Origin of the sequence: Pseudomonas sp. P39-UII1 (assembly GCF_039672635.1) — a bacterium.
Lineage (GTDB): Bacteria > Pseudomonadota > Gammaproteobacteria > Pseudomonadales > Pseudomonadaceae > Aquipseudomonas.
Genome location: NZ_JBDFPP010000010.1, coordinates 1 through 19257, shown reverse-complemented (window position 1 = coordinate 19257; position 19257 = coordinate 1). Strand labels below are relative to the sequence as shown.

The following is a 19257-nucleotide window of genomic DNA, read 5'->3' as shown; positions in this document are numbered from 1 at the left end:
ACTTAGTCCTGACGGCTGGTCACTTCCAGCAGGTGGTAACCGAACTGGGTCTTCACCGGGCCTTGCACGGTGTTGATCGGGGCGCTGAACACCACAGTGTCGAATTCCTTGACCATCTGGCCTGGGCCGAACGAGCCCAGGTCACCGCCCTGGCGGCTGGACGGGCAGGTGGAATTGGCTTTGGCGATTTCAGCGAAGTCGGCACCGGCTTCGATCTGGGCTTTGAGCTCGTTGCATTTGTCTTCGCTGCTGACGAGGATGTGGCGGGCGGTTGCGCGTGCCATGGGGTACTACTCCTTGGGTGAAAAGGGCAAGCCTAGCGCACTTGCTTGGGAAATGTCTCGCAAGGCTTGCTGTACGCTTCCTACAGCCGTGCCGCAGCTTCGCGCAGCAGGCTTTGCGTCGCTTCCCAGCCCAGGCAGCCATCGGTAATCGACACGCCGTACTTCAGCGGGCCTTTGCCCAGTGCCTGGCAGCCATCGAACAGGTGGCCTTCGAGCATGACCCCGACAATCGACGTATCACCGCCCAGGCGCTGGGCCAGCACGTCCTCGAACACAGCCGGCTGACGCGCCGGGTCTTTAGCGCTGTTGGCATGGCTGCAATCGACCATGATCCGTGCCTGCAGGCCGGCCTTGGCCAACCCTTGGCGGGCCTGGGCAATGCTGGTGGCGTCGTAGTTCGGGCCTTTGTGGCCGCCGCGCAACACCAGGTGGGTGTCCGGGTTGCCCAAGGTCTCGATGATCGCTGGGTAGCCTTGCGCATCCATGCCGAAGTGGCGGTGCGGGGCGGCGGCGCTGCGCATGGCGTCACAGGCAATGGCCACGCCGCCGTCGGTGCCGTTCTTGAAACCGACCGGCAGCTCCAGGCCGCTGACCATCTCGCGGTGCACTTGCGACTCGGTGGTGCGCGCACCAATCGCCGCCCAACCCAGCAGGTCGTCGAAGTAGCCGGCCGCCATCGGCTGCAGCAGCTCGGTGGCGATCGGCAGGCCGCGTTCGATCATGTTCAGCATCAAGCCACGGGACAGGGCGATGCCGGCATGCATGTCGTCGCTGCCATCGAGGTGTGGGTCGTAGGCCAGGCCTTTCCAGCCCACCGTGGTGCGCGGTTTTTCCACGTAGGCGCGCATCACCAGCAGCAGCTTGTCATCCACTTCGCGGCTGAGGGCGGCCAGGCGGTCGGCGTATTCCAGGGCCGAACGTGGGTCGTGGATCGAGCACGGGCCGACAACAACCAGCAGGCGCGGGTCGCGGCCTTCGAGGATGGCGCGGATGGCCTGGCGCTGGGCCTGGACTTGCTGGGCGTGTTCGACGGTCAGCGGCATCTGCTGCTTGAGCAGGTGCGGGCTGGGCAGGCGGCGGCTGACGGTGGTGTTGGCAGCGTGCGGCTGGGTCAGGGGCAGAGCGAGGTTCGAAGCGTGCATGGCGTAGGTTCCCTGGGCGGACGGCGGGCTCTGGCCCGCGCGGTCGGCCCCTATCGAGGTGTTCGACTGATCGTTGAATTCACATTGGCTGCAGCATTGCCACCACGGATGGACCGGTCGGAGGCGGCAGGCTGGCCCGAACGGGATTGGCTAAATCGCCAGGCGTAGGTGCTTGCGTAGTAATAAGTGGCGTAGTTCATGGCAGTGTCCTCAAGGTGAATCAGTAATTTTGAAAGGCCTGAAACGCAAAACCCCCGGTCGGGGAGCCGACCGGGGGTTTGAGTATTCTCATGTTCGGCGGCCCCTCGAAGGTGGGCGCCGTGTGGGTATCGGCGCCTAGTGGCTAAACCAATACCCAAAATAAAAGCTCGCAGCAGCCTTGCAGCCGGCAACGGCCAGCACAGGGCGCAGGGTGCGACCGGTGTGGTTGGCGTTGTTGCGGGTGTGTTTCGGCATGTTGCTCTCCAGTGAATGAGCCCGAGCTTACTTCAGGTGGCACACGCCGTTCAATGGATAAATGCTATGGCGTCGATATCTGCACAAACTGGATAGTGCTGTGCAGCAGGCGGATATTGCCGGCGTGGTCCAGCCCCTAACCTGACCGGGTCTGAACAATAACAATGGAGACCCTGGCCATGTCCCTGGGATTCGACTACCTCAATGCCATGCTCGAGGACGACCGTGAACAGGGCATCTACCGCTGCAAGCGCGAGATGTTCACCGACCCACGGTTGTTCGACCTGGAGATGAAGCACATCTTCGAGGGCAACTGGATCTACCTGGCCCACGAAAGCCAGATCCCCGAGAAAAACGACTTCCTCACCCTGACCATGGGGCGCCAGCCGGTGTTCATCGCGCGCAACAAGGACGGTGAGCTCAATGCCTTCCTCAACGCCTGCAGCCACCGCGGTGCCATGCTGTGCCGGCACAAGCGCGGCAACCGCGCAAGCTACACCTGCCCGTTCCACGGCTGGACCTTCAACAACAGCGGCAAGCTGCTCAAGGTCAAGGACCCGAGCAACGCCGGCTACCCCGACAGCTTCAACTGCGGCGGCTCCCATGACCTGACCAAGGTGGCGCGCTTCGAGTCGTACCGGGGTTTCCTGTTCGGCAGCCTGAATGCCGACGTCAAGCCGCTGGTCGAGCACCTGGGTGAGTCGGCCAAGATCATCGACATGATCGTCGACCAGTCCCCCGAAGGCCTTGAGGTACTGCGCGGTGCCAGTTCGTACATCTACGAAGGCAACTGGAAGCTCACCGCCGAAAACGGCGCCGACGGCTACCACGTAAGCTCCGTGCACTGGAACTACGCCGCCACCCAGGGCCAGCGCAAGCAGCGCGAGTCGGGGGAGGAGATCAAGACCATGAGCGCCGGGTCCTGGGCCAAGCAGGGCGGCGGTTTCTATTCCTTCGACCACGGCCACCTGCTGCTGTGGACCCGCTGGGCCAACCCCGAAGACCGCCCGGCCTACGAGCGCCGTGAACAGCTGGCCGCCGACTTTGGCCAGGCGCGCGCCGACTGGATGATCGAAAACTCGCGCAACCTGTGCCTGTACCCGAACGTGTACCTGATGGACCAGTTCAGCTCGCAGATCCGCGTTGCCCGGCCTATTTCGGTGAACAAGACCGAAATCACCATCTACTGCATCGCGCCCAAAGGCGAGAGCGCCGATGCCCGCGCCAAGCGGATTCGCCAATACGAAGACTTCTTCAACGTCAGCGGCATGGCCACCCCGGATGACCTGGAAGAGTTCCGCTCCTGCCAGACCGGCTACGGCGGCGGTACCGGCTGGAACGACATGAGCCGCGGCGCGAAACATTGGGTAGAAGGCGCCGATGAGGCAGCCCGGGAAATCGAACTGCAACCGCTGCTGTCCGGCGTGCGCACCGAAGATGAAGGGCTGTTCGTGCTGCAGCACAAGTACTGGCAGGACACCATGATCCAGGCCCTCAAGGACGAGCAGCAACTGATCCCCGTGGAGGCCGTGCAATGAACCTGCATGACACCGTGCGCGACTTCCTCTACCGCGAAGCGCGCTACCTGGACGACGCCCAGTGGGACCAGTGGCTGGAGCTGTACGCCAGCGACGCCACCTTCTGGATGCCCGCATGGGATGACGACGACCGCCTCACCGAAGACCCGCAAAGCGAGATCTCGCTGATCTGGTACGGCAACCGTGGCGGCCTCGAGGACCGGGTGTTTCGGATCAAGACCGAGCGCTCCAGCGCGACCGTGCCCGACACCCGCACCTCGCACAACATCAGCAACATCGAGATCGTCGAGCAGGGTGAAGGCCACTGCCAGGTGCGCTTCAACTGGCACACCCTGAGCTTTCGCTACAAGACCACCGACAGCTACTTCGGCAGCAGCTTCTACACCCTCGACCTGCGCGGCGAACAGCCGCTGATCAAGGCCAAGAAGGTGGTGCTGAAGAACGACTACGTGCGTCAGGTCATCGACATCTACCACATCTGATCCGAGGTAACGCGAACTGCCCGGTGTGCCCCAAGGCGCGCCGCGGCCAGGTTCGCCCGCGAGGTGCAACATGAGCTTCCAGATCGCGCTTAATTTCGAAGACGGGGTCACCCGCTTCATCGAGGCCAACGGCCATGAAACCGTGGCCGATGCCGCCTACCGCCAAGGCATCAACATCCCGCTGGACTGCCGCGACGGTGCCTGCGGCACCTGCAAATGCAAGGCTGAGTCTGGCCGCTACGACCTGGGCGACAACTTCATCGAAGACGCCCTGAGTGAAGATGAAATCGCCGAAGGCTACGTGCTGACCTGCCAGATGCGCGCCGAAAGCGACTGCGTGGTACGCATCCCGGCGTCTTCGCAGGTGTGCAAGACCGAGCAGGCCAGCTTCCAGGCCGCCATCAGCGACGTGCGCCAGTTGTCGGCCAGCACCATCGCCCTGTCGATCAAGGGGGAGTCGCTGAGCGGCCTGGCCTTCCTGCCGGGGCAGTACGTCAACCTCAGCGTGCCCGGCAGCGACCAGAGCCGCGCCTATTCCTTCAGCTCGTTGCAGAAGGACGGCGAGGTCAGCTTCCTGATCCGCAACGTGCCCGGTGGCCTGATGAGCAGCTTCCTCACCAGCCTGGCCAAGGCCGGCGACAGCATGAGCCTGGCGGGCCCCTTGGGCAGCTTCTACCTGCGGCCGATTCAACGCCCGCTGTTGCTGCTGGCCGGTGGTACGGGCCTGGCGCCGTTCACGGCGATGCTGGAGAAGATTGCCGAGCAGGGCAGCGAGCACCCATTGCACCTGATCTACGGGGTGACCAACGATTTCGACCTGGTCGAGCTGGACCGCCTGCAGGCGCTGGCCGCGCGTATCCCCAACTTCACCTTCAGCGCCTGCGTGGCCAACCCCGACAGCCAGTACCCGCAGAAGGGCTACGTGACCCAGCACATCGCGCCGCAGCACCTCAATGGCGGGGATGTGGATGTGTACCTGTGCGGGCCGCCGCCGATGGTCGAGGCGGTGAGCCACTACATCCGCGAACAGGGCATCACCCCGGCCAACTTCTACTTCGAGAAGTTCGCCGCAGCGGCCTGAATTTCCTTGGGGGCCGCTCCCACAGCGTCAGCATGGAGAACTACCAATGAATGCAAGATTCCAAGGCAAAGTCGCCCTGGTCACCGGTGCCGCGCAGGGCATCGGCCGTGGCGTGTGCTGGCGGCTCAAGGCCGAAGGCGCGCAGGTGGTGGCGGTTGACCGCTCCGAGCTGGTCCACGAACTGGCCGGGGAGGGCATGCTGACCCTCATCGCCGACCTCGAACAGCCCACCGACTGCGCCCAGGTCATGGCCACGGCAGTGCAGGCCTTCGGCCGCCTCGACATCCTGGTCAACAACGTCGGCGGCACCCTCTGGGCCAAGCCGTTCGAACACTACGAAGTGGCGCAGATCGAGGCCGAAGTACGCCGCTCGCTGTTCCCCACCCTGTGGTGCTGCCACGCGGCGCTGCCCTACATGCTCGAACGCGGCAGCGGCGCCATCGTCAACGTCTCGTCCATCGCCACCCGCGGTGTCAACCGCGTGCCCTACGGCGCAGCCAAGGGCGGCGTCAACGCGCTTACTGCCTGCCTGGCCTTCGAAACCGCCGGCCGTGGCATCCGTGTCAACGCCACTGCGCCGGGCGGCACCGAAGCGCCACCCCGGCGCGTGCCGCGCAACCAGGCCGAGCAGAGCGAGCAGGACAAACGCTGGTACCAGCAGATCGTCGAGCAGACCCTCGACAGCAGCCTGATGCACCGCTACGGCAGCATCGACGAACAGGTCGGCGCGATCCTTTTCCTGGCCTCGGACGAGGCCTCCTACATCACCGGTGTGACCCTGCCGGTAGGGGGCGGCGACCTCGGCTGAGGCTCCCCCCAGCACACTCCATTTCATCGCTGACCTAACTGGAGCTCTTGCATGACAAGCCCGACCATTGACCGGCTGGAGGCGCTGATCGTCGACCTGCCCACGATCCGCCCGCACAAGCTGGCCATGCACACGATGCAGCAGCAGACCCTGGTGGTGCTGCGCCTGCGCTGCAGCGACGGCGTCGAAGGCATCGGCGAGGCCACCACCATCGGCGGCCTGGCCTACGGCTACGAGAGCCCCGAGGGCATCAAGGCCAACATCGATGCGCACCTGGCGCCGGCGCTGATCGGCCTGCCGGCGGACAACATCAACGCCACCATGCTCAAGCTCGACAAGTTGGCCAAGGGCAACACCTTTGCCAAGTCCGGCATCGAGAGCGCCTTGCTCGACGCCCAGGGCAAGCGCCTTGGCCTGGCGGTTAGCGAGCTGCTTGGCGGGCGGGTGCGCGACAGCCTGGAAGTGGCCTGGACCCTGGCCAGCGGCGACACCGCCCGCGACATCGCCGAAGCCGAACACATGCTGGAGGTTCGCCGTCACCGCGTGTTCAAGCTGAAGATCGGCGCCAACCCGCTGCAGCAGGACTTGAACCACGTGGTGGCGATCAAGCGCGAACTGGGCGAGCGCGCCAGCGTGCGCGTCGATGTCAACCAGTACTGGGACGAGTCACAGGCCATTCGCGCGTGCCAGGTGCTGGGCGACAACGGCATCGACTTGATCGAGCAGCCGATCTCGCGGGTCAACCGTGGCGGGCAGGTTCGCCTGAACCAGCGCAGCCCGGCGCCGATCATGGCTGACGAATCCATCGAAAGCGTCGAGGACGCCTTCAGCCTGGCCGCCGACGGTGCCGCCAGCATCTTCGCCTTGAAAATCGCCAAGAACGGCGGGCCACGTGCAGTGCTACGCACGGCGCAGATCGCCGAGGCAGCCGGCATCGCGCTGTACGGCGGGACCATGCTCGAAGGCACGATCGGCACTTTGGCTTCGGCCCATGCCTTCCTCACCCTGCGCCAGCTGACCTGGGGCACCGAGCTGTTCGGGCCGCTGTTGCTCACCGAAGAAATCGTCAACGAGCCGCCGCAGTACCGCGACTTCCAGCTGCACGTGCCGCGCACCCCAGGCCTTGGCCTGAGCTTGAACGAAACGCAGCTGGCGCGCTTCGCCCGCCGCTGATTGCAATTGGCGCAACACCTGTGGGGCGGGCTTGCCCCGCGAACATGAGCGCAGCCCGTGCCACCCACCGCGGGGCCTGCTTCGCGGGCAAGCCCGCGGCTACAAGGGCCGTGCCAGACCAACGATCCACGACCTCAGAGTAAGGAGAACCCCCATGCTGTTCCACGTGAAGATGACCGTGAAACTGCCGCCCGACATGGACCCGGCCAAGGCCACACAGCTGAAGGCCGACGAAAAGGAGCTGGCCCAGCGCCTGCAGCGCGAGGGCACCTGGCGCCACCTGTGGCGCATCGCTGGGCATTACGCCAACTACAGCGTGTTCGACGTGCCCAGCGTCGAGGCGCTGCACGACACGCTGATGCAGCTGCCGCTGTTCCCGTACATGGACATCGAGGTCGATGGCCTGTGCCGACACCCGTCGTCGATCCACGCCGACGACCGCTGAACCCAAGCCTTCTGCACAAGAACAAGACGAGGTAAGCCCCATGACCGTGAAGATTTCCCACACTGCCGACGCCCAGGCGTTCTTTGAGCAAGCCGCAGGTTTTGGCAACGACGCCGGCAACCCGCGCCTCAAGCGCATCATTCAGCGCGTGTTGCAGGACACTGCCCGCCTGATCGAAGACCTGGACATCAGCGAAGACGAGTTCTGGCACGCCGTCGACTACCTCAACCGTTTAGGTGGGCGTGGCGAGGCCGGGCTGCTGGTGGCGGGGCTTGGTATCGAGCACTTCCTCGACCTGCTGCAAGATGCCAAAGACGCCGAGGCCGGCCTCACCGGCGGCACCCCGCGCACCATCGAAGGGCCGCTGTACGTCGCCGGTGCGCCAATTGCGCAGGGCGAAGTGCGCATGGACGACGGCAGCGAGGAGGGCGTGGCCACGGTCATGTTCCTCGAAGGCCAGGTGCTCGACCCCCAAGGCCAGCCGCTGGCCGGCGCCACGGTCGACTTGTGGCACGCCAATACGCGTGGCACTTACTCGTTCTTCGACCAGAGCCAGTCCGCGTACAACCTGCGCCGGCGCATCGTCACCGATGCCGAAGGCCGCTACCGCGCCCGCTCGATCGTGCCGTCGGGCTATGGCTGCGACCCCCAAGGCCCGACCCAGGAATGCCTGGACCAGCTCGGCCGCCACGGCCAGCGCCCGGCGCATGTGCACTTCTTCATCTCGGCGCCGGGGCATCGGCACCTGACCACGCAGATCAACCTGTCCGGGGACAAATACCTGTGGGATGACTTCGCCTATGCCACCCGTGATGGGCTGGTGGGTGAGGTGGTGTTCCGTGACGGTGCCCAGGGCCGCTATGCCGAGCTGAAGTTCGACTTCCAGCTGCAAAAGGCCCAGGAAAGCACGGACGAGCAGCGCAGCGGGCGGCCTCGGGCCCTGCAGGAAGGCTGAGGTGCAATCGTCGGCACAGCTACAGCGCGGGCCTTGAATTCAACACGGTCTGGGTGGGGGCCGGCTTGCCGGCGATCAAGGGCAAAGCCCCTGCCATCCACTATCGTCGCCAGAGTGCGCGCCCCAGACGTTGCCAAGCGTTGTCACACAGCAGTGTTTGCACCACGGGCTGTTCGAGGGTTAGGTTTCCGTATTGCCCATTCAGGAAGCCTTCCCTTGGACTCCATCACCCAAGCCGTACTCGGCGCCGCCCTGCAGGGCACGGTGCTCGGCCGCATACAGGGCCGTCGCTCGCTCATCTACGGTGCGCTCCTTGGCACCGTGCCAGACCTCGACGTGGTTATCCGCTACGCCGACCCGGTATCGCAGATGACCTTCCACCGGGGGTTCTCGCACTCCATCTTCGTCCTCACCGGGTTGGCCCTGCTGCTGGCGTGGCTGGTCAACTGGCAAGGCCGCAGGCGCTGGCCCGACAAGGGCTACACCTTGCCCAGGCTGTTTCTGGCGTTCTGGCTGGTGCTGGTCACGCACCCGATTCTGGACGCATTCACGGTGTACGGCACCCAGCTGTTCTGGCCGCTGACCTTCACCCCGCTAAGCTGGGCCTCGGTATTCATCATCGACCCGGTGTACACCGTGCCACTGCTGGCTGCCGTGCTTTACGCCGCGCTCAAGGGCGTCAGCGGCAGAGCCGTGCGCCTGTTGAGCCTGGCGCTGGTATTCAGCACGGCCTACCTGGGCTTCGGCCTCGCCAGCCGCATGGCCGCCGAGCAGCGCTTCCAGGCTGCGCTGGACCAGCAGGGCATTGCCGTCAGCAGCGTGCGCGCGGTGCCGATCGCCTTCAACAGCCTGGTCTGGCGGGTGCTGGCGAAAACCCCCGAGGGCGATTATTACGAAGGCGTCAGCAGCACGTTCGACCGCGAACCCCCGGAAATGCAGCGCCTGCCACGCAACCTGCCGCTCGCCGAGGCCCTGGCCGACGCGCCGCTGCTGCAGCGCCTGCGCTGGTTTACCGATGACTGGCTGCGCTACGACGAAGTGAACGGTGCGCTGGTGGTCACCGACCTGCGCATGGGCATCCCGGGTAATTACACCTTCCGCTTCAACATGGCCCAACGCGACGCGCAGGGGCACTGGGTCGCCCACACGCCAACCGCGTGGCAGGGCGCCGGGGTGGGCTCGATGTTCAACAGCCACGACCTGGCGTTGATCTGGCGGCGCATCTTCGACCAGCAACCGCCGCTGCCGCTGGCCGCCTGGGCCAGCAAATATCTGGGCCAGGCCGCCGTGCCGGGGCGTTGAGGCGTGCGTTCGGCGGGGTTGGACCTGGTCAAGTGGACAGCCATCGTGACCATGGTCGCCGACCATCTGCGTTTTCTCTGGCCGGCAGCCGATGGGCTGTTCATCATCGGCCGGCTGGCGTTCCCGCTGTTCTGCCTGGCTATCGCGGTCAATGTCGCGCGCAGCCCACAGGGGCAGCTGTTCACCTGCGGCAACCTGCGCTACCTGGGCTGGATGCTGGCCTTCGCAGTGCTGTCCGAAGGGCCTTATCGCTGGCTGGACCCTGCCACGCAAACGCTCAGTGTAATCCCGACGCTGACGTTGGGGCTGCTGGCTGCCTGGGCTGTGTGGCACCCACAATTGCAGGCACGGTTGATCGGCCTGGGCGCCTTGTTGATCGCGACGCTGTTCAGTGCGCAGCTGATGTACGGCTTGCCGGGTGTACTGTTGCCTGCTGCCTGGCTTGTGGCGCGCAACCGCGGTGGTGTTGCCTGGCTGCTGCCGTGCCTGTTGGCGGTGGCCGGCAACCTGACCAACAGCTGGTTGCTCGAACACCTGACGGCACCCGTCACTGTGTTGACCATGATCGCCGCCTTGTTGGCCATCCCCCTCGGCTGCCTGCTGCTGCGGTGCGATGATCGGCCCGTGCCAGCCGTGGGCCGTTGGGGCTATCTGTTCTACCCGTTGCACTTGCTGATCATCAAAGGGCTGCAGGGGGTGCTGTGACTCTGCCCTTGCAATACGGCAAAACGCACCCATCTAAGCCGGTCTTCAGTACCGCAGGAGCCTTCCATGGAACCCAACCGCTTCGGCGACATCGCCGCCTTCGTCAGCGCCGCGAAGGCCGGCAGTTTCACCGCTGCAGCGGCAAGCCTGGGGCTGACGCGCTCGGCCGTGGGCAAGAGCATCGCCCGGCTGGAAGCGCGCATGGCGGTGCGCCTGCTCAACCGCACCACGCGCAAGTTGAGCCTGACCGACGAGGGCCTGGTGGCGTTCGAGCGCTGGCGGCAGATCCTCGACGACCTGGACGAGGTCGAAAGCACCATGGCCCAACGTCGCGGCAAACCGACCGGCACCTTGCGCCTGACCGCGCCGCTGTCGTTGGGCCAGCGCCATGTGTTGCCGATTCTCGATGGCTACCTCAAACAGTGGCCGGAGCTGCGCGCCGACATCCGTTTTACCGACCGTTTCGTCGACCTGGTGGAGGAGGGCGTGGACGTCGCCGTGCGTATCGGCGCGCCCAAGGAAGACTCGCAACTGCTTACCCGCACCGTGGCCTGGCAGCAGTTCGTCACCTGCGCCTCGCCCGACTACCTGCGCCAGCACGGTGTGCCGCAGGTGCCTGCAGACCTCTACGGGCATGACAAGATCGCCTTTCTGGCGGGTGAAAAATCCATGCCCTGGCGCTTTCATACGGCCGAAGGCCTGCACCTGTGCGAGGAACCCGGGCGGCTCAACATCGACAGTTCCGAAGCGATGCTGGATGGCGCGCGGGCAGGTTTCGGGCTGATTCACCTACCTACCTATATCACCGGCGACGACCTGCGCGCGGGCACCCTGGTGGAGGTATTGCACGCCTACAGGCCACCGGCAGACCCGATTCGTGTGGTGTACCCGAGCAAGCGCCACCTGTCCCCGCGGGTGCGCGGTTTCATCGACATGCTGGTCGCCACCTGGGAGCAGGGCGTGCCTTGGGAGCAGTGATTGGGGAATATCAGGCCCGAATGTAGGGCCTGAACCTGGGTTTATTCCTGGCGCTACAGGCTGGACACTGGCGTCACTGATAATCCCTTTGGAGACCCCATGACTGCTCTGTCCGTACTGGATCTGGTGATGATCGGCGAAGGCAAGACCTTTGCCGACGCGATCGAAGAGTCCCGCCAACTGGCCCGTCATGTCGAACAGCACGCCTACAGCCGTTACTGGATCGCCGAGCACCATGACATGCCCGGCATCGGCTCTGCCGCCACCTCGCTGGTGATCAACGAAATCGCCAATGCCACACGGCACATCCGCGTGGGTGCCGGCGGCATCATGCTGCCCAACCACGCGCCATTGGTGGTGGCCGAGCAGTTAGGTACCCTCGACACCCTCCACCCGGGCCGCATCGACCTTGGCCTGGGCCGTGCCCCCGGCACCTCGGGGCCGACCGTGCGTGCCTTGCGCGGCGCCACGCCCGAACGGGATTTCGCCCAGGACATCGCCGAGCTGCGCGACTACCTGGCCGACAATGGCAAGCGCCAGGTGCGTGGCGTGCCAGGCGCCCATGACGTGCCGGTGTGGATCCTCGGCTCCAGCCTGTTCGGCGCCGACCTTGCCGCCAAGCTGGGCTTGCCGTATGCCTTTGCCTCGCACTTCGCGCCGCGCTTTCTGCTGCAGGCCGTGGCCCATTACCGGGCGAACTTCCAACCGTCCGCGCAGCTGGCCAAGCCTTACGTGATGGTGGGCGTGAACCTGTTTGCCGCCGCCAGCGATGCCGAAGCCGATTACCATGCCAGCTCTCATCGGCAGTGGATGCTCGACCTGCACGTAGGGCGTTACGGCCTGCTGCCCAAACCGCAGGAAGGGTACGTTGAAAGCCTGCCAGCCCACGAACGTTCAGTGCTTGAGCAGGTGATGGCATGCACCATCGCCGGTGGGCCGGAGCGGGTGAGGGAAGGCCTGCGCTCGCTGATCCAGCAGACAGGCGCCGATGAACTGATGATCGATTGCCGGATCCATGACCCGCTGGCCCGTTTGCGCTCGCACGCCTATGCGGCGCAGGCATTGAGCGCGCTCGGGTAACAAGGCCTTGGGCAGGCAGGGTTGGCTGCGCTGACAAAAATGGCAGTGGCGCCTTTTCAATGTATGGCTGAAACTGTTAACGCCCGGGCCTTGTAAAGCGACAAGGTTCCCGTGACCTTCAACTCATGCAGCAAGCTGCCAGCGACCGAGGATTCAGCGCATGTCCAACAGACAGTCCGGAACTGTTAAATGGTTCAACGATGAGAAAGGCTTCGGCTTCATTACCCCGGATGGGGGTGGTGATGACCTGTTCGTGCACTTCAAGGCCATTGAGTCCGATGGCTTCAAGTCTTTGAAAGAAGGCCAGAAGGTCAGCTTTGTTGCCGAAAAAGGGCAAAAAGGCATGCAGGCCGCCCAAGTACGCGCGGAGTAAACCGGGGCGTAAATAAAAAGGGGCCGTGTTCGGCCCCTTTTCAGTTGCTGCGGTCCCGATCAGGCCTGCTGCAGGAACGGGTAATCGGTATACCCCTGCGGCCCGTTGGCGTAGTCGAATTGCGCGCGGTGCTCGTTCAAAGGGGCTTGGGCTTGCAGCCGCGCCACCAGATCCGGGTTGGCAATGAAGCTGCGGCCGAACGCGGCGGCGTCGATCAGGCCGCGCTGGATCAGGCCCTCAGCCTTCTCGGCGGTGTACGCGCCGGCTGCCACGATCACGCCGGGGTAGGCCGCCCGAATCGCCTCACGGAACGTGTCACGCAGCGGTTTGCCGCCTGCCCAGTCCGGCTCGGACAGGTGCAGATAGGCAAGGTTGCGCTTTGCCAGTTCCTGGATCAGGTACAAGCCTGCCGCTTCCTGGTCTTCGCCATTGTCCACGCCATTGAAGCCGCCCAGCGGGAAGATGCGGATCGCCACGCGGTCGGCGCTCCAGTTGGCAATCGCCGCGTCCACGGCCTCCAGCACGATGCGGGCGCGGTTTTCGACACTGCCGCCATAACGGTCTTCACGCTGGTTGGCGCTGGGGGTGAGGAACTGGTGCAGCAGGTAGCCGTGGGCGGCATGCAGCTCGATGAAGTCGAAGTTGGCCTCACGGGCATTCGCTGCCGCCTGGCCGAAGTCGGCGACGATGCCGGCGATTTCAGCTTCGCTCAATGCCCGCGGGGCAGAGGTTTGCTCACGCACCAGGTTGCCTTGCTCATCGCGCAAGGTGGTACGCGCTTCAGCGGGCAGGGCAGACGGTGCCACCGGGGCAGCGCCACCGGGTTGCAGCGATGTATGCGAGACCCGGCCGGTGTGCCAGACCTGCACGGCGCTGTGGCCGCCTGCGGCGTGGATGCCTTCGTTGACCAGGCGCCAGGCGGCGATCTGCTCGGCGCTGTGGATGCCGGGCGAGCCTGAATAGCCCTTGGCCTGGAAGGAAATCTGCGTGGCCTCGGTGATGATCAGCCCCGCGCTGGCACGCTGGGCGTAGTACTCGGCCATCATCGGCGTCGGCACATCGCCGGGTTCCCGGCTGCGCAGGCGGGTGAGAGGGGCCATGAACACCCGGTTGGGCAGTGTCAGTGGGCCGATCTGCAGGGGTTGGAAGAGTTTCATTACCGCTCCAAAGGTGGAAAACCAATGGCGCGCACGATACCGGGATGATTGGGGAAAGGGGGGACCGGCACCCCGGCGGTGGGCTCCCCAATGGAAATCGGTTTGCCCGTGCCGGCCGCTTCGCGGGTTTACCCGCGAGCCAGTCGCCCACTGACAAAATGCGCCACATCATTGAACCCGGGCGTCGACGCATGCCCCGGCGTCACCAGCGAGTCGATGAACGCCTCATCGTCGGCGGTGATCTGCACCGCCAGCGCCCCGGCATAGGTGTCCCACTGCGCCTCGGTGCGCGGCCCGACGATCGCCGAGCTGACCAACTGGTTGTTGAGTACCCAGGCAATCGCGAACTCGACCATGCCCACGCCCTTGGCCTCGACATACGCCTGGATCTGCCGGGCGATGCTCAGTGACTCCTGGCGCCATTCCACTTCGAGGATGCGCTTGTCCTGGCGCGCGGCGCGGCTGCCGGCTTCAGGCTCGGCGCCGGGGGCGTACTTGCCGCTGAGCACGCCACGGGCCAGCGGGCTGAACGGCACCACGCCCAGGCCATGGTAGGCCGCTGCAGTCAACTGCTCAGGCTCGGCCTGGCGGTTGACGATGTTGTACAGCGGCTGGCTGACCACCGGCTTGGCCACCCCCAGGCGCTCGGCCAGGTTGCAGATTTCGGCGATGCGCCAGCCGCGGTAGTTGGATACGCCCCAGTAGCGGATCTTGCCCTGCTGCAGCAGGTCGCCGATGGCCCGCACCGTCTCCTCCAGCGGCACCTTGTGGTCCTCGCGGTGCAGGTAGTAGATGTCCAGGTAGTCCAGCCCCATGCGCGTCAGCGTGGCGTCAATGCCATTGAAAATGTGCTTGCGCGACAGCCCGCTGCGGTTGGGCAGGCCATCGGCCGGGCCCATGCCGACTTTCGAGGCGACGATCCAGTCCTGCCGGTGGCGCGCCACCGCTTCGCCGACGATTTCCTCGGAACGGCCAGCGTTGTACACGTCGGCGGTGTCGATGAAGTTGATGCCCTGGTCCCAGGCCTTGTCGATGATCCGCAGTGCATCCTCGGTGCTGGTCTGCTCACCGAACATCATGCTGCCCAGGGTGAGCGCGGAGACTTGCAGGCCGCTGTGGCCGAGGGGGCGGTAGATCATGCCGGGTGTCCTTGAAAGGGAATGATCCGCCTGTTTTACACAGAACCGGCCGGCATTGAAAGGCCGCAGGCCAGGCTGGCACACCTGTGTCATACCTGCAGCGGGTGTTTCGCCCGTGCGCCATTGCCTACCGGCCGGGGCTTTACCGCACGTAGGGCTTCAGGCGCTCTAGCATGGGCTGTTCGAAGGTGGGCTGCGCCTGTGGCACAGCCGTTGCTCTGTCTGTTGACGATGCCCGTTGCGGTGTCGCCATAACAAGAACGGAGAACCGAGCATGAACCAGACAGGCCCGCACCGCCGGCCCCTGCCACACATCCTCAGCTGCCTGGCCCTGAGCCTGGCGTGCAGCGCAGGTGCCTTTGCTGCCGAAGTCGATGGCCAGCGCATCATCAATGCCGACCAGGAGCCCGGCAACTGGATGAGCCACGGCCGTACCTATGACGAGCAGCGCCACAGCCCGCTGAAGGCGATAAACCAGGGCAACGTCAACCAGCTCGGCCTGGCCTGGAGCTACAAGCTGGACCTGGACCGTGGCGTCGAGGCCACGCCGATCGTGGTCGATGGGGTGATGTACACCACCGGGCCGTTCTCGGTCGTGTATGCCCTGGACGCGCGCAACGGCAAGCTGTTGTGGAAGTACGACCCGCAGTCCGACCGCAACCGCGCTGGCGAAGCCTGTTGCGACGCGGTCAACCGCGGTGTGGCGGTGTGGCAGGGCAAAGTCTACGTTGGCGTGCTCGATGGCCGCCTGGAGGCCATCGACGCCAAGACCGGCAAGCGCGTGTGGTCGGTGGACACCCGCGATGATGACAAACGCAGCTACACCATCACCGGCGCGCCGCGGGTGGTCAACGGCAAGGTGGTGATCGGCAACGGCGGCGCCGAGTTCGGGGTACGCGGCTATGTGACCGCCTACGATGCCGAAACCGGCAAGCAGGCCTGGCGGTTCTTCACCGTGCCCGGCGACCCCAAGCTGCCGCCCGAAAACAAGGCCATGGAAATCGCCAGCAAGACCTGGCATGGCGACGCCTACGTGGAGTGGGGTGGCGGTGGCACGGCCTGGGATTCGTTCGCCTACGACCCCGAGCTGAACCTGTTGTACATCGGCGTGGGCAATGGCTCGATGTGGGACCCGAAATGGCGCAGCCAGGCCAAGGGCGACAACCTGTTCCTGTCATCGATCGTGGCGGTCAATGCCGACACCGGCGAATACGCCTGGCACTACCAGACCACGCCGGGCGATGCCTGGGACTTCACCGCCACCCAGCACATGATCCTCGCCGAGCTGCCCATCGACGGCAAACAACGCAAGGTGCTGATGCAAGCACCCAAGAACGGCTTTTTCTACGTGCTCGACCGGGCGACCGGCGAGTTGCTCTCGGCGAAGAACATCGTGCCGGTTAACTGGGCCAAGGGCATCGACATGAAGACCGGCCGGCCAATCCTCGACGACGAGGCAGCGGCCTACTGGAAGGACGGCAAGCGCAAGCTGGTGACCCCGGCATTCTGGGGCGCCCACGACTGGCACCCGATGTCCTACAACCCCGAGACGGGCCTTGTGTACATCCCGGCGCACATCATGTCGGCGTACTACGAGCACATTCCCGAAGCGCCGAAGCGCAACCCGTTCAAGAGCGTGTACCAGCTGGGGCTGCGCACCGGCATGATGCCCGAAGGCGCCGATGGCTTGCTGGAGATGGCCAAGGGCTGGTCCGGCAAGCTGATCGCCTGGGACCCGGTCAAGCAGGCGCCGGCCTGGGAAGTGCCGTACATCACCATCTTCAACGGCGGCACCCTGAGCACTGCCGGCAACCTGGTGTTCGAAGGCAGCGCCGATGGCCGGGTGATCGCCTATGCCGCCGACTCGGGCAAGAAGCTCTGGGAGTCGCCAGCGGCCAGTGGGGTGATGGCCGCGCCGATCACCTATTCGGTGGATGGCGAGCAGTACGTGACCTTCATGGCAGGCTGGGGCGGTGCGTTCTCCACCTTTGCCGGGGCGCTGTCGCTGCGCGCTGGCGTGCAGCCGTTCTCCCAGGTGCTGACCTACAAGCTCGGCGGCACCGCCACGTTGCGTGAGCCCGCGCCACCCGCCAATGCGCCGGAACCACCCGCGCTGACCGCCGATGCGCAAACGGTCGCAGCCGGCGCTGCCCTGTACGACGGCAACTGCTCGCAATGCCACGGCATCCATGCCGTCAGCGGCGGCGTGCTGCCTGACCTGCGCAAGCTCACCGCAGAAAAACACCAGATGTTCCTCGGCATCCTTTATGGCGGCCGAGTGCCGGACGGCATGCCCTCGTTTGCCGACAACCTCAAACCCGAGCAGGTCGAGCAGGTGCACCAATACCTGATCAAGCGCGCCCATGACCTGAAGGCTGAAGGCAATACCTGGCAGCAGTTCAGCGCCAAGCCTGCCGCGCACTCGCCGCTGGCTGACAACCACCCACAGGAGTGAAAACGAGCATGACTGACACCACCTACCAGAACTTCATCGACAACGCCTTCGTCCCCAGCGAAGCACTGATCGAGGTCTATAACCCGGCCAATGGGCAATTGCTGGGGCGGGTGCCGGAGTCGCCGGCCGAACAGGTCGAGCGCGCCATCGCCGCAGCGCGCAAGGCGCAAAAGGGCTGGGCCGCGAAGGCCGCCATCGAGCGGGCCGGTTACCTGCGCCAGATCGCCAGCAAGGTGCGCGCCAATGCCGACCGCCTGGCCCGCATCATCACCCAGGAGGGCGGCAAGGTGCCGGCCCTGGCCCTGGTCGAGGTCAACTTTACCGCCGATTACCTGGATTACATGGCCGAGTGGGCGCGGCGCCTGGAAGGTGAGGTGCTGAGCAGCGATCGCGCCAGCGAGCATATCTTCCTGCTGCGCAAGCCGCTGGGCGTGGTGGCGGGCATTCTGCCGTGGAATTTCCCGTTCTTTCTCATCGCCCGCAAGATGGCGCCGGCGCTGCTTACCGGTAATACCATCGTGATCAAGCCCAGCGAGGAAACCCCGATCAACTGCTACGCGTTCGCCCAACTGGTGGCCGAAACCGACCTGCCGGCGGGGGTGTTCAACGTGGTCGGCGGCAAGGGAGCGAGCGTAGGGCATGGGCTGTCCAGCCACGCAGGCATCGACCTGGTGAGCTTTACCGGCAGCGTCGCCACCGGCGCGCGGATCATGGCCGCGGCGGCGCCGAACATCACCAAGCTCAACCTTGAGCTGGGCGGCAAGGCGCCGGCAATCGTGCTGGCTGACGCCGACCTGGACCTGGCCGTGAAGGCAATCGTCGCTTCGCGGGTGATCAACACCGGCCAGGTGTGCAACTGTGCCGAGCGGGTGTACGTGGAGCGCAAGGTGGCCGACGCCTTCGTCGACAAGGTGGCCCAGGCCATGGCCGCCACCCGTTATGGCGACCCGTCGCGCCAGGCCGACCTGGACATGGGGCCGCTGATCAACCAGGCAGGGCTCGACAAGGTGGCGCAGATGGTGCGCACGGCGGTCGGGCAGGGCGCCCAACTGGTGACCGGCGGGCAGGTGGCCGACCTCGGTGCCGGGTTCCATTACCAGCCAACCGTGCTGGCCGGCTGTGCGGCGGGCATGGAGATCATGCGCAAGGAAATCTTCGGCCCGGTGCTGCCGATTCAAGTGGTGGACGACCTGGACGAGGCGATCGCCTTGGCCAATGACAGCGAGTACGGCTTGACCTCGTCGCTCTACACCCGTGACCTGAACGCGGCGCTGAAGGCCTGCCGCGAAATAGACTTTGGCGAGACCTACATCAACCGCGAGAATTTCGAGGCCATGCAGGGCTTCCACGCCGGGGCGCGCAAATCCGGGGTCGGCGGGGCGGATGGCAAGCACGGGTTGTATGAGTACACGCGCACGCAGGTGGTGTATATCCAGGGGTAACCATTGGTTTAGCAGGGACTTGTGGGAGCGGGCTTGCCCCGCGAACCAGGGCGCAGCCCTGGCCATGCATTTTGAATTGACGGGGATCCTGTAGGAGCGGCTTCAGCCGCGAACACCGGCGAAGCCGGTGCCATTCACCGCGGCGCCTGCTTCGCGGCTGAAGCCGCTCCTTGTATCTCGACTTTCGCCTCCCAAGAGGCGAAAGTTCTCGACTGATCATCGAGGGAAGGTCTTGAAGCGGAGCCGCTCCTAGGGCATCGAG

General features: G+C 65.1%; 18 protein-coding genes. 14 read left to right on the top strand and 4 right to left on the bottom strand.

Going from position 1 to position 19257, the window contains the following annotated elements; translation table 11 throughout:
* Positions 1-2 precede the first annotated feature (2 nt).
* Positions 3-284: a peptidylprolyl isomerase gene (locus ABEH27_RS14465; protein ID WP_039602126.1), complete on the bottom strand. Its 282-nt coding sequence runs from the start codon at positions 282-284 to the stop codon at positions 3-5.
* Between the two features lie 80 nt (positions 285-364).
* Positions 365-1426, bottom strand: coding sequence for a 3-deoxy-7-phosphoheptulonate synthase (locus tag ABEH27_RS14460; RefSeq protein WP_346614240.1), 1062 nt, complete (start codon positions 1424-1426; stop codon positions 365-367).
* Between the two features lie 635 nt (positions 1427-2061).
* Between ABEH27_RS14460 and benA the strand changes: the two genes are divergently transcribed.
* The 12 genes from benA to ABEH27_RS14400 all read left to right on the top strand — a co-directional run bounded on the left by benA (position 2062) and on the right by ABEH27_RS14400 (position 12802).
* Positions 2062-3420: a benzoate 1,2-dioxygenase large subunit gene (benA, locus tag ABEH27_RS14455; RefSeq protein ID WP_346614239.1), complete on the top strand. Its 1359-nt coding sequence runs from the start codon at positions 2062-2064 to the stop codon at positions 3418-3420.
* Positions 3417-3902: a benzoate 1,2-dioxygenase small subunit gene (benB, locus tag ABEH27_RS14450; RefSeq protein WP_346614238.1), complete on the top strand. Its 486-nt coding sequence runs from the start codon at positions 3417-3419 to the stop codon at positions 3900-3902. The genes benA and benB overlap by 4 nt, the downstream gene beginning before the upstream one ends.
* 70 nt (positions 3903-3972) lie before the next feature.
* Entirely contained in the window at positions 3973-4983 is a 1011-nt protein-coding gene (benC, locus tag ABEH27_RS14445) for a benzoate 1,2-dioxygenase electron transfer component BenC (protein ID WP_346614237.1), read from the top strand.
* Positions 4984-5029: 46 nt separating this feature from the next.
* Positions 5030-5791, top strand: a complete 762-nt coding sequence (locus tag ABEH27_RS14440; protein WP_346614236.1) for a 1,6-dihydroxycyclohexa-2,4-diene-1-carboxylate dehydrogenase — start codon at positions 5030-5032, stop codon at positions 5789-5791.
* 51 nt (positions 5792-5842) lie between these two features.
* A complete protein-coding gene (locus tag ABEH27_RS14435; protein WP_346614235.1) occupies positions 5843-6964 on the top strand; it encodes a muconate cycloisomerase family protein in 1122 nt (373 codons plus the stop codon).
* Between the two features lie 154 nt (positions 6965-7118).
* Entirely contained in the window at positions 7119-7409 is a 291-nt protein-coding gene (gene catC, locus ABEH27_RS14430) for a muconolactone Delta-isomerase (protein WP_346614234.1), read from the top strand.
* A gap of 40 nt (positions 7410-7449) precedes the next feature.
* Complete coding sequence (gene catA / locus ABEH27_RS14425) at positions 7450-8364, top strand: catechol 1,2-dioxygenase (RefSeq protein ID WP_346614233.1); 915 nt, start codon at positions 7450-7452, stop codon at positions 8362-8364.
* Positions 8365-8580: 216 nt separating this feature from the next.
* Positions 8581-9666: a metal-dependent hydrolase gene (locus ABEH27_RS14420; protein WP_346614232.1), complete on the top strand. Its 1086-nt coding sequence runs from the start codon at positions 8581-8583 to the stop codon at positions 9664-9666.
* Positions 9667-9669: 3 nt separating this feature from the next.
* Complete coding sequence (locus ABEH27_RS14415) at positions 9670-10371, top strand: TraX family protein (protein WP_346614231.1); 702 nt, start codon at positions 9670-9672, stop codon at positions 10369-10371.
* Positions 10372-10437: 66 nt separating this feature from the next.
* Positions 10438-11349, top strand: coding sequence for a LysR family transcriptional regulator (locus ABEH27_RS14410; protein WP_346614230.1), 912 nt, complete (start codon positions 10438-10440; stop codon positions 11347-11349).
* Positions 11350-11448: 99 nt separating this feature from the next.
* The gene (locus ABEH27_RS14405) at positions 11449-12429 is read left to right on the top strand and encodes an LLM class flavin-dependent oxidoreductase (protein ID WP_346614229.1); all 981 of its coding nucleotides are present in this window, start codon (positions 11449-11451) and stop codon (positions 12427-12429) included.
* 160 nt (positions 12430-12589) lie between these two features.
* Positions 12590-12802 (top strand): cold-shock protein, encoded by a 213-nt coding sequence (locus ABEH27_RS14400; RefSeq protein WP_016499620.1) that lies wholly within the window; start codon positions 12590-12592, stop codon positions 12800-12802.
* A 59-nt stretch (positions 12803-12861) separates the two neighbouring features.
* On the opposite strand, the gene ABEH27_RS14395 is transcribed toward ABEH27_RS14400, so the two are convergent.
* The gene (locus tag ABEH27_RS14395; protein WP_346614228.1) at positions 12862-13959 is read right to left on the bottom strand and encodes an alkene reductase; all 1098 of its coding nucleotides are present in this window, start codon (positions 13957-13959) and stop codon (positions 12862-12864) included.
* Between the two features lie 128 nt (positions 13960-14087).
* On the bottom strand, positions 14088-15098 hold the full coding sequence (locus ABEH27_RS14390) for an aldo/keto reductase (RefSeq protein WP_346614227.1): 1011 nt from the start codon (positions 15096-15098) through the stop codon (positions 14088-14090).
* A 274-nt stretch (positions 15099-15372) separates the two neighbouring features.
* Here ABEH27_RS14390 and ABEH27_RS14385 point away from each other — a divergent pair, with 274 nt between their 5' ends.
* Both ABEH27_RS14385 and aldA read left to right on the top strand, forming a co-directional pair.
* The gene (locus ABEH27_RS14385; RefSeq protein WP_346614226.1) at positions 15373-17553 is read left to right on the top strand and encodes a PQQ-dependent dehydrogenase, methanol/ethanol family; all 2181 of its coding nucleotides are present in this window, start codon (positions 15373-15375) and stop codon (positions 17551-17553) included.
* An 8-nt stretch (positions 17554-17561) separates the two neighbouring features.
* Positions 17562-18995 (top strand): aldehyde dehydrogenase, encoded by a 1434-nt coding sequence (aldA, locus tag ABEH27_RS14380; RefSeq protein WP_346614225.1) that lies wholly within the window; start codon positions 17562-17564, stop codon positions 18993-18995.
* Positions 18996-19257 lie beyond the last annotated feature (262 nt).

Excerpts from the sequence above, each read along its gene's own strand:
- ABEH27_RS14390 (WP_346614227.1), bottom strand. The coding sequence starts at position 15,098 with ATGATCTACCGCCCCCTCGGCCACAGCGGCCTGCAAGTCTCCGCGCTC.
- ABEH27_RS14440 (WP_346614236.1), top strand. The coding sequence starts at position 5,030 with ATGAATGCAAGATTCCAAGGCAAAGTCGCCCTGGTCACCGGTGCCGCG.
- ABEH27_RS14410 (WP_346614230.1), top strand. The coding sequence starts at position 10,438 with ATGGAACCCAACCGCTTCGGCGACATCGCCGCCTTCGTCAGCGCCGCG.
- ABEH27_RS14460 (WP_346614240.1), bottom strand. The coding sequence starts at position 1,426 with ATGCACGCTTCGAACCTCGCTCTGCCCCTGACCCAGCCGCACGCTGCC.
- ABEH27_RS14405 (WP_346614229.1), top strand. The coding sequence starts at position 11,449 with ATGACTGCTCTGTCCGTACTGGATCTGGTGATGATCGGCGAAGGCAAG.
- benC (WP_346614237.1), top strand. The coding sequence starts at position 3,973 with ATGAGCTTCCAGATCGCGCTTAATTTCGAAGACGGGGTCACCCGCTTC.
- catA (WP_346614233.1), top strand. The coding sequence starts at position 7,450 with ATGACCGTGAAGATTTCCCACACTGCCGACGCCCAGGCGTTCTTTGAG.
- catC (WP_346614234.1), top strand. The coding sequence starts at position 7,119 with ATGCTGTTCCACGTGAAGATGACCGTGAAACTGCCGCCCGACATGGAC.
- ABEH27_RS14395 (WP_346614228.1), bottom strand. The coding sequence starts at position 13,959 with ATGAAACTCTTCCAACCCCTGCAGATCGGCCCACTGACACTGCCCAAC.
- ABEH27_RS14385 (WP_346614226.1), top strand. The coding sequence starts at position 15,373 with ATGAACCAGACAGGCCCGCACCGCCGGCCCCTGCCACACATCCTCAGC.
- aldA (WP_346614225.1), top strand. The coding sequence starts at position 17,562 with ATGACTGACACCACCTACCAGAACTTCATCGACAACGCCTTCGTCCCC.
- ABEH27_RS14435 (WP_346614235.1), top strand. The coding sequence starts at position 5,843 with ATGACAAGCCCGACCATTGACCGGCTGGAGGCGCTGATCGTCGACCTG.
- benB (WP_346614238.1), top strand. The coding sequence starts at position 3,417 with ATGAACCTGCATGACACCGTGCGCGACTTCCTCTACCGCGAAGCGCGC.
- ABEH27_RS14400 (WP_016499620.1), top strand. The coding sequence starts at position 12,590 with ATGTCCAACAGACAGTCCGGAACTGTTAAATGGTTCAACGATGAGAAA.
- ABEH27_RS14465 (WP_039602126.1), bottom strand. The coding sequence starts at position 284 with ATGGCACGCGCAACCGCCCGCCACATCCTCGTCAGCAGCGAAGACAAA.
- benA (WP_346614239.1), top strand. The coding sequence starts at position 2,062 with ATGTCCCTGGGATTCGACTACCTCAATGCCATGCTCGAGGACGACCGT.